This is a genomic window from Microcoleus sp. OTE_8_concoct_300, assembly GCF_031383065.1.
Classification (GTDB): domain Bacteria; phylum Cyanobacteriota; class Cyanobacteriia; order Cyanobacteriales; family Microcoleaceae; genus Microcoleus.
Genome location: NZ_JANMZH010000423.1, coordinates 21,846 through 31,266, shown reverse-complemented (window position 1 = coordinate 31,266; position 9,421 = coordinate 21,846). Strand labels below are relative to the sequence as shown.

Sequence of the window (9,421 nt, the reverse complement as noted above, 5' to 3'; positions counted from 1 at the left end):
GATCGGGTTGGTGTCTTAAAAGTTGTTTCAGCGACACCCTCTAGCTTTACAGAGTCAGACATCCAGACCTTACAACTGATGGCTGGGTTTCTGGCAAGCAGCCTGCATCTGGCTTCAGAGTTTGATGCCAAAAACATTCTCCTGAGTCAATTGCTCGAAAGCGAGGCACGGTATCGTTCTGTGATTGCGAGCATGGCAGAAGGCGTCGTACTCCAGCTAGCAGACGGACAAATTACTGCCTGCAATGCGAGTGCCGAAAGGATTCTCGGGCTGACCGCCGAACAAATGATGGGGCGCACATCCGTAGATTTAGACTGGCGAACGGTTGGGGAGGATGGCGAACCGTTTCCGGGCCAACAGCATCCGGCAACGATCGCCCTACAGACGGGAAAACCGCTATCAAATGTGGTGATGGGCGTTCACAAACCGGATAAAACCCTGACTTGGATTTCGATGAATTCGCAGCCGCTGTTCCATCTCAATCAGTCTCAACCCTATGCAGTAGTGACGACTTTTGCTGATATTACAGAACGCAAGCAGGCTGAGGAGATGCTCAGATACCGGGCGGAACAAGAAAGATTAATTGCTACGACAGATGGGTTAACACAAGTAGCAAACCGCCGCTGTTTTGATGAGCGATTGCAGTCGGAATGGCAGCGACTGATGCAGGGCCAACAACAGCTTTCGTTGATTATGTTGGATGTAGATTATTTCAAGCGATATAACGATTTCTACGGACATCAAGCTGGGGATACTTGTTTGGTGAAAGTCGCCAAAGCCGCAGCAGCCGGAGTTAAACGTTCTACCGATTTGTTTGTGCGCTATGGGGGCGAAGAATTCGCTGCCCTACTGCCGAATACGGATGCTGCAGGGGCGATGGCGGTTGCTGAGTCGATCCGAGAGGCAATCCGAGATTTGGCAATCCCTCACGAGCAATCTGATGTCAGCTCGATCGTGACTGTGAGCATGGGAATTGCTAGCATGGTTCCCTGCTGCGAAAAATCGCCGAATGAACTGATCGTTGCATCCGATCGAGCATTGTACGATGCGAAGCGACAAGGGCGCGATCGCTACAGATGCGCCAACCAGATGACAGCGCCAGATTTCAATACAGTTGTAGAATAGGCAAAAGCTAGGTATATCCTCGACTGCTCTTAAAAAAACGGGATAAAATGCCTGGAAGTATTGATATATGGTCATTTACCTGATCCGCCACGGTATCGCAGCCGAGCCCGAAGAATACGATACAGACTCAGAACGCCCGCTGACGAAAGAGGGCGAGCGTAAAACCCGGAAAATCGCCCAGCGACTGTACGAACTCGAAATTCAGTTTGACCTGATTCTCACGAGTCCCCTACTGCGGGCGCAGCAAACCGCCCAAATCCTGCAAACAGTCGGTTTGAGTTCCAAAATAGAAGAATCCGGCGCCCTCGCACCTTCAGGAGACATCGGGAACTGGCTGGAGTGGTACAAACAGTGGCAGGAAATAGGTAGCCGACCCTTGGCCCTGGTGGGCCACCAACCAGACTTAGGCCACTGGGCAGAAACATTGCTTTGGGCTCGATCGCAAGATGCCCTCATTCTCAAAAAAGCAGGTATCATCGGCTTAATCCTCCCGGAAACCGGCTCCCCAGTGGGCCGCAGCCAAATGTTTTGGCTAACTGCGCCCAAGTTTTTGCTGCGCTAGAAACAGCGAACCGCCCCGACATTAACAGGACGCGCCAGCCCTCTTAAACCCGCATTCTCGGACGGCGAAACCGGGAAAAACGGGCGAAAATACGCAGCGTGCGATCGGGCCCGCGTGTTAAAAAACCCGGTTTCTCAACCGCAATTAAATGATTATTTGTCAAGACTGTGACACTATCTTCGTTTCTGCTAATGTACTTTTAGTAGATTGAACTCACACAAAACGGTATCGCAATGGTCGTCGGCGAATTCAAACCAGGTTTAGAAGGTGTTCCCGCCACCTTGTCCAGCATTAGCTACGTCGATGGACAAAAAGGGTTGCTGGAATATCGCGGGATTAGCATCGAGGAACTGGCAGTGAAAAGTTCCTTTCTGGAAACTTCATATTTATTAATCTGGGGGGTACTTCCGACAAAGGAAGAACTCGAAGCTTTCGAGCATGAAATTCGCTATCACCGCCGGATCAAATATCGCATCCGGGACATGATGAAATGCTTTCCAGAAAGAGGACATCCAATGGACGCCCTGCAAGCTTCAGCGGCCGCCCTGGGCTTGTTCTACTCCCGCAGAGCTCTGGCTAACCCAGCATACATTAGAGAAGCTGTAGTGCGGCTGCTAGCTAAGATTCCCACAATGGTAGCTGCGTTCCAGCAAATGCGACGGGGAAATGACCCGGTGCGACCGAGGGATGACTTGGACTACTCGGCTAACTTTCTTTATATGCTCAACGAGCAAGAACCGGATCCGCTGTTAGCTAGCATTTTTGACACTTGTCTGACTCTCCACGCTGAACATACAATTAATGCCTCTACATTTTCGGCAATGGTAACAGCTTCGACGCTGACAGACCCTTACGGAGTGATTGCTTCAGCAGTTGGCACTTTGGCGGGGCCGCTGCACGGGGGAGCTAATGAAGAAGTGATTGATATGTTGGAGCAAATTGGTTCTGTAGAAAATGTGCGGGCTTTTGTCGAGAAGAGCGTTGCAAATAAGGACAAAATCATGGGTTTCGGTCACCGAGTTTACAAGGTGAAAGATCCCAGAGCAACTATTCTTCAGAGGTTAGCGGAACAGTTGTTTGAGAACTTCGGCCGCGACGATTATTACGACATTGCTGTCGAGTTGGAAGAAGTGGTTGAGGAGAAATTGGGTCACAAAGGAATTTATGCAAATGTAGATTTCTATTCGGGTCTGGTTTACCGAAAAATGGGAATTCCGATCGACTTATTTACACCGGTTTTTGCGATCGCCCGCGTTGCCGGCTGGTTGGCCCACTGGAAGGAACAGCTAGAGGCAAACCGCATTTACCGCCCTACTCAAATATATACGGGGACTCACGGTGCTCCTTATATTGCGATCGAGGACAGGCCCCCATCCTAAAGCACAATTATCAACCCAGATATCTAAATGGGGAGAGGAATTGTTTTGCTTTCGTGAAGTGTTGAATTAAAAATTGCTTTCGCGTTGCGAGTCACGAAGCAAGCTCTGTCTGCCAAAAGGTGCCGTGCTGGGTTGCACCCCTGTTGTATGTTGTGCTGTTGGTGGGCGACAATGGTAAGAAGTGACGATTTTCAGGAAGTCCGGTCCTCAGACTTGCGAGTCTGAGGCTTTTTATTGCAAAACAAACTTCGATTTTTCCTTGAGACTTATAGCCTTTCGAGCGAAAGATGAGGTACGACTGGGCATAGGGCATAGGGCATAGGGCATAGGGCATAGGGCATAGGGCATAGGGCATAGGGCATACCTCACTTTTTTGAGAACCGCTATATATCGTTTCCGGTTGCATCACAATAATAAAATCGAGTCAACAGTTAACACTCAACCATTGAGTTTTTCCACCCGCCCGTCAACACTCAACAGTCAACACTCAACAGTCAACACTTAACACTCAACACTCAACAGTTCTTGACCGTAGACGAAGCAATTCCTACGGCTAAATTAAGTGGTTCCCAGGCATAGCCTAGGAACCGATGTAAGCGAAACTATGCCTGGTAAAGAGTAGAATCTAAACAGATTGAGTTACATGATGGCGGCTGGTCAATTTATCCAATTGATTCACCAACAAACTTAGGAACAATCCCACATCGGTAACAACTCCAGTAGATTCGATCGAACCCCGATCGCTCAATTTCGTCACCACCGCCGGATTAATGTCCACACAGACCATCTTCACACCAGCCGGCGTCATATTTCCCACACCAATTGAGTGCAGCATAGACGACAGCATTAACACCATATCTGCACCCCGTAACAGCTCAGTATATTCTTCTTGAGCCTTAACTAAATCCATTTGCGTGTCGGGAAGTGGCCCGTCATCGCGGATCGAACCGGCAAGAGAAAACGGTATATTGTTCTTTACGCACTCATACATCACACCATTAGTAACCAAGCCTGCTTCAACAGCTTTTGCAATACTCCCGTAACGCCGCACAGTGTTAATTATTTTCAAGTGGTGTCGGTGTCCGCCGCGCACAGCAACACCGCGTTTCATGTCAACCCCTAAAGAGGTTCCCATATTCGATTGTTCCATGTCGTGAACTGCGATCGCATTTCCACCTAACAGCGCTTGTACGTAACCTTCACGAATCAAGTGGGCTAAATGTTCGCCACCGCCAGTGTGGATAACAACAGGCCCCGCCGTAACTACAACTTTGCCACCGCGATCGCGAATTTGGCGCAATTCCCACGCTACTTGTTCCACCACCAATTCTACACGGCGCTCGCTAGAAACGCTGCCCGACATAAAGCTGAATTCTTGAGAATTGCGCTGTTCCCGCGATTCTGTTTTGCGGATGGTGCGGATACCCACTACATCTACAACGACTTTTTCACCTACTTTTAAATCTCGCAGTAATTTGCATTTAGCCACTGGGCCATCGGCAGTTTCAGTAATAGCAACTGCACCGTCCATCCGCTGATTTTGCACTTTCACCCACTGGTTATTTACCCGCACTTCTGTGGGATAAATCGTACTCACATAAAAGTCATCCGGGCCGACGCCATCTTGCACTACCGGTTCTAAAATAGCGTCGCAAATCTCTTGCGGCGGGGGTACTGCACCCAAGTCAATCAGCAGTCCCATGATTTCTTCCATCACATCGTGGGAAGGCGCCGAAACTTTAACGTCCGCACTGGATGTGCTTTGCCGCTGCTCTCCTAAATTGAAATTGAGAACTTGGAAACTGCCGCCGTTTTCGATAATTAAGTCTAAAGCGCGACTGATTAAACCAGCATCGAGCAAGTGACCTTCCATGCGAATTGTGCGGCTTTCTACCATCACGTTTGCCGATCGATCTTCTTGCACCGGTTCCGTTACCCGCAGCGTCAGACACTTAGCAGCACCGCCGGCTTTGAGGAATTCGCTCAGTGGCGTTTCAATTACTTGAAAACCGGCATTAGTGATGCGCGTTTTCAAGGCTTCGCTAACCTTGTTCATTACCACAATTTTGTCAATATTGACGGCATTGCAGGCAAAGTTAGCGGCATCTGCTTCTTCAATGGCAATGCGTTTTTCTGGTGGTACCCGCATTTCAATTAAGCGGTTTGAGTAGGAATCAAATGCTGCTGGATAGTAGAGCAAATAGCCGCCTGTCAGAGGACAAAAACAGGTGTCTAGGTGATAGAAACGTTCGTCAACTAAACGCAGCGAAAGCACTTCAATGTTGAGCCATTTTGCTAGTAACGGGTGCGAGTCGAGTTCGGAACGGAAGCCGTATCCGGCCCACAACCAGCGTCCTTCGCGATCGAGCAAAGCATCGCCAGCGCCCTCAAACGGCAAGTCTTTCGGGAGTTCGTGCACGGTGAAACCTTTGCTTTCAAACCATGCTTTGAAATAGGGCTCTTCGCCTTGGCGTTCTTTGTGATAAAAACGGCTGAGGACGAAGGTATTGCCTAAAAGTAAGCCTGCATTGGCGGTGAACACCATATCCGGCCAGCCTTTTGCCGGCGGTACCAGGTCTACTACCGCGTTGTCTTTGAGAACGTGGTAGAGTTTTTCCCACTGTTCGACGGCGCGATCGCGCGATGATTTATGGACATTTCCCTCCATCCACGGATTAATCACGTAGTCTACATCGTAGTGGTCGGGAGCGCACATGAGGAAGCGAATTGAGTCAGTCATAATTCAGTAAAAATGTGGTAGACGTTACAGCAGACGTATGTTGACAGAGTTTGTATAAGAGCAACTGTAATATCCACTACTAATTGTAGCAGCGGAACGTCTGGAGCCTTAAAAGGGTAACTTTTAATTATATCACGCTTAGGATGAGATTACACTAAATGACAGACTGTTTGCAGGAAATACGGGAGAAAATTTCAGGTTATGACGCACCCTACAATAGGTTCAGATAGACGATTAATACGATCTCCGTTGAATTGCCCCCAATCTGACGGTCGGGGCGGGTTTAAGCTCCTCTCTAGCTTATATTAGAGATTGTTGGTGAACCCGCCCCTACAAGAATTATGGTTAATTTACCGGACATGAGATAACAGCTTATCCTAACTTTTAACTTTCAACTTTTGCGAAATCGGCAGTTCGATCGCAAATTCTGTTCCCCGGCCAACTTCTGAATGACACTCCAACTTACCGCCGTGGGTATTTTTCACAATTTGGTAACTAATCGACAACCCCAAACCCGTGCCCCTTCCCACAGGTTTTGTAGTAAAAAACGGGTCAAACATCCTTGACTGAACTTCGGGACAGATACCGGAACCGCTGTCAGCAATCCGCACACACACTTGATTTTCTCTGCTGACTTCCGTAGTAATGCGAATCTGGTTAACTTTGCAAGTACAGTTTGCTGATGACTCTTCCACAGCGTCGATCGCATTCGACAGTAAATTCATAAATACCTGGTTTAATTGAGCCGGATAACACTCGACTTTTGGCAGTTCGCCGTAATTTTTAATAACTTGAATTTCCCCACGTTTTACCTGTGACTGCAATCGGTGCTGCAAAATCACCAAAGTGCTCTCTATCCCTTCATGAATGTCTATTACTTTGCGCTCTGTTTCGTCGAGTCTCGAAAAATTTCGCAAAGACAACACGATCTGCTTAATTCGGTTAGCACCTTGTTGCATTGAAGCCAGCATTCTCGGAAAATCCTCAGCGATAAAATCTACTTCGACTCTTGCCAATTCTTGGGCAATTTCGGGAACTGGTTCGGGATAGTGTTGCTGGTAGATCTCGATCAATCTTACCAAATCGCGAGCGTACTGTGCGGCGGGAATAATATTGCCGTAGATGAAGCTGACCGGGTTATTAATTTCGTGAGCAACTCCCGCTACCATTTGCCCGATACTTGACATTTTTTCGGCTTGAATGACCTGGGATTGAGCCTTTTTTAAGTCTTCCAGAGTTTGTTCTAGCTGTTGCGCTTTTTCTCGTTCTCGCTGTTCGCTAAGAAGCAAAGCTGCTTCGGCTTGTTTGCGATCGCTAATATCGATATGCGTGCCCGTCATCCGCAAAGGATTTCCCGAAGCATCGCGTTCCATCACCTTCGCTTGAGTCAAAATCCACTTCCACTCGCCGGATTTTGTCAGCATCCGAAATTCCTTTTCGTAAGTCGGCTCTTTGCCTTCTAGGTGAGCATTTAGCGCTGCTTTAGCCGGAGGCAAATCTTCTGGATGTACCAGTTGCTCCCAGGATGCGAAACTATTTTCTACCTCCTCTACTTCATATCCCAGCATAGTTTTCCACCGCGGATTAAAATAGACTTCTCCCGTAGCAAGATTCCAATCCCACAATCCCATCGCACTGCCTTCCAATGCCAAATAAAAACGTTCTTCACTAATAAGCAAAGCTGCTTCGGCTTGTTTTCGCTCGCTAATATCCATAACTGTTCCCAACAGTTTGATTACTTCTCGGGTTTCGTTAAAAACAGCTTCTCCCCTTTCTTCCACGTAGAGTATTTGACCGCTGGAATGCAAAAATCGGAACTCTTTTTTATAGCAAATTCCTTGTGAGATAGCGTGGGTGATAGTTTGTTGGAACAAGTCTCTGTCGTCGGGATGACACATCTGTAAAAGTTGGGCAAATGTCGGTTCAGGTGCGGTTGAGTCAAGACCAAAAATGCGGAATACTTCTTCTGACCAAGTAAATTTATTTGTGACGACATCAAATTCCCAACTGCCGATATGGGCAATTTTCTGGGCTGCTGCTAGACTAGCTTCGCTGTGTTGAAGTTTAAGTCGCTGTTGTTTATCTTGTTCGATCAGATTGGCTTGAGCCCTTGCAATTCCCATTTGTGCCGCCACAGTTTTCAATAATCCGATCTCATCTTGCGTCCAGTGGCGGGGGCAATCGTACTGGTGCAAGCATATCATTCCGTTGGCTTTTCCCTGGTAGGAGGTGCGGATGAAGAGCATCGACTTCAAACCTATTTGACAGTACAAATCTCTGACGTTTTCTAGCAGGGGTTCGGCAAAAACATCGTCATAAACTACAGGTTGATCTTCGGACAATAAAAACTGAGTGTGAGGATTGCCATCTACGGGAATTTCTACATCTAAAAGTAATTGTGCCGCGGTTTTTCTGTACTCAGCTACCTTAGAAATGCGGGGAATTTGGTGTTCGGTGTAGGCGTGAATCAAGCAGCAATCGACATTAAAAATTCTGCCTATTTGGGCCGCTGCTGTTTGAAAAATTTGATCCTGCTGTAAGCTGTAACGAATTTCCAGAGTAATTGTTTCGAGCAAAAATCTTTGCTTAATTTGCCGTTCCAAAGCAGCTAAAGCTGTTTTAAGTTCGAGTTCTGCTTGTTTGCGATCGCTAATTTCAGTAGCAGTTCCCAGGATTTTCCAAGGTTTGTCGTCCGCTGTTCTGGCAAACACAGTATCCCGGCTCAAAAACCAGCTCGATTTACCGTTTTTGTGCTGAATTCGGTACTCAAACTCAAAGCTTTCACCGTCTTTTGCTGTCTCAATCCTGCTGATATGTTCTGAGAATCCCGGCAAATCGTCAGGGTGTAGGAAGTTAGGAAGAAATGCTCCTGCCATCTGCTGTGTTTCTTCAATGGTGTAGCCAATATCGCTATAGATTTCGCGGTTGATATACACAGTTCGCTGTTCTATCAAATCGTAAACGTACAAAAGATTAGGATTTGTTTGAATTACTGCCGACAGCCAGCGTTGGCTGTCTCGGAGTTGTGCTTCGATCCGCTTGCGTTCTTCTATTTCTGCTTGCAGTCGGGCATTTTTTGCTACAATTTCCTTAGAAAGCCGACTGAGCAGCATTTGATTTTCGACGCGGGCCACCACTTCTGCTATTTCAAACGGTTTACTAATGTAGTCTACCGCCCCCACTGAAAAAGCTTTGACTTTATCAAATACTTCATTTAAAGCACTGATAAAAATCACAGGAATATCTTTGGTTTCCGGACAAGCTTTTAGCTGTTCGCAGACTTCATAGCCATCCATACCGGGCATCATGATGTCCAGCAAAATCAAATCCGGTGGAGTCGAGAGAGCAAATTTGAGAGCCAATTTGCCATCTCGTGTCGGCCGCACTTTATATCCCCGCTTAGACAAAAGCTGGTATAAAAGACGCAAGTTTTCTGGGTGGTCGTCCACCATTAAAATATTTTCTTGTAAGGCAGTGTTTTGAAGTGTAAGTGTTTCTAGTCTTGGATTTTTATTGTCAGTTGTATTCACAGCAGATCCTCGAACTATTCAAATTTTATATCGGGGAATATTGTTAAAGCCATTTACCACTTGTACCTAACACTCTCAGGAAAAT

General features: G+C 47.2%; 5 protein-coding genes. 3 read left to right on the top strand and 2 right to left on the bottom strand.

Features of this window, described 5'->3' with window-relative positions:
• The 3 genes from ACUVJL_RS19710 to ACUVJL_RS19700 all read left to right on the top strand — a co-directional run.
• Nucleotides 1-1,125 (top strand): diguanylate cyclase domain-containing protein (locus ACUVJL_RS19710; protein WP_445247386.1); only part of this gene is annotated, 1,125 nt, incomplete at its 5' end.
• A gap of 67 nt (nt 1,126-1,192) precedes the next feature.
• Nucleotides 1,193-1,687 carry a phosphohistidine phosphatase SixA gene (gene sixA, locus ACUVJL_RS19705; protein WP_445247385.1) on the top strand — a complete coding sequence of 165 codons (495 nt, stop codon included), beginning with the start codon at nt 1,193-1,195 and terminating at the stop codon, nt 1,685-1,687.
• Between the two features lie 233 nt (nt 1,688-1,920).
• On the top strand, nt 1,921-3,066 hold the full coding sequence (locus tag ACUVJL_RS19700) for a citrate synthase (protein ID WP_445247384.1): 1,146 nt from the start codon (nt 1,921-1,923) through the stop codon (nt 3,064-3,066).
• A 625-nt stretch (nt 3,067-3,691) separates the two neighbouring features.
• Here the strand turns inward: ACUVJL_RS19700 and argZ are convergent.
• Entirely contained in the window at nt 3,692-5,806 is a 2,115-nt protein-coding gene (argZ, locus tag ACUVJL_RS19695; RefSeq protein ID WP_445247383.1) for a bifunctional arginine dihydrolase/ornithine cyclodeaminase, read from the bottom strand.
• A 377-nt stretch (nt 5,807-6,183) separates the two neighbouring features.
• Entirely contained in the window at nt 6,184-9,336 is a 3,153-nt protein-coding gene (locus ACUVJL_RS19690) for a PAS domain-containing protein (protein WP_445247382.1), read from the bottom strand.
• Nucleotides 9,337-9,421 lie beyond the last annotated feature (85 nt).

Bases quoted from the DNA above. Each gene is read 5' to 3' on its own strand.
- sixA (WP_445247385.1), top strand. From the start codon at position 1,193: ATGGTCATTTACCTGATCCGCCACGGTATCGCAGCCGAGCCCGAAGAA.
- ACUVJL_RS19700 (WP_445247384.1), top strand. From the start codon at position 1,921: ATGGTCGTCGGCGAATTCAAACCAGGTTTAGAAGGTGTTCCCGCCACC.
- argZ (WP_445247383.1), bottom strand. From the start codon at position 5,806: ATGACTGACTCAATTCGCTTCCTCATGTGCGCTCCCGACCACTACGAT.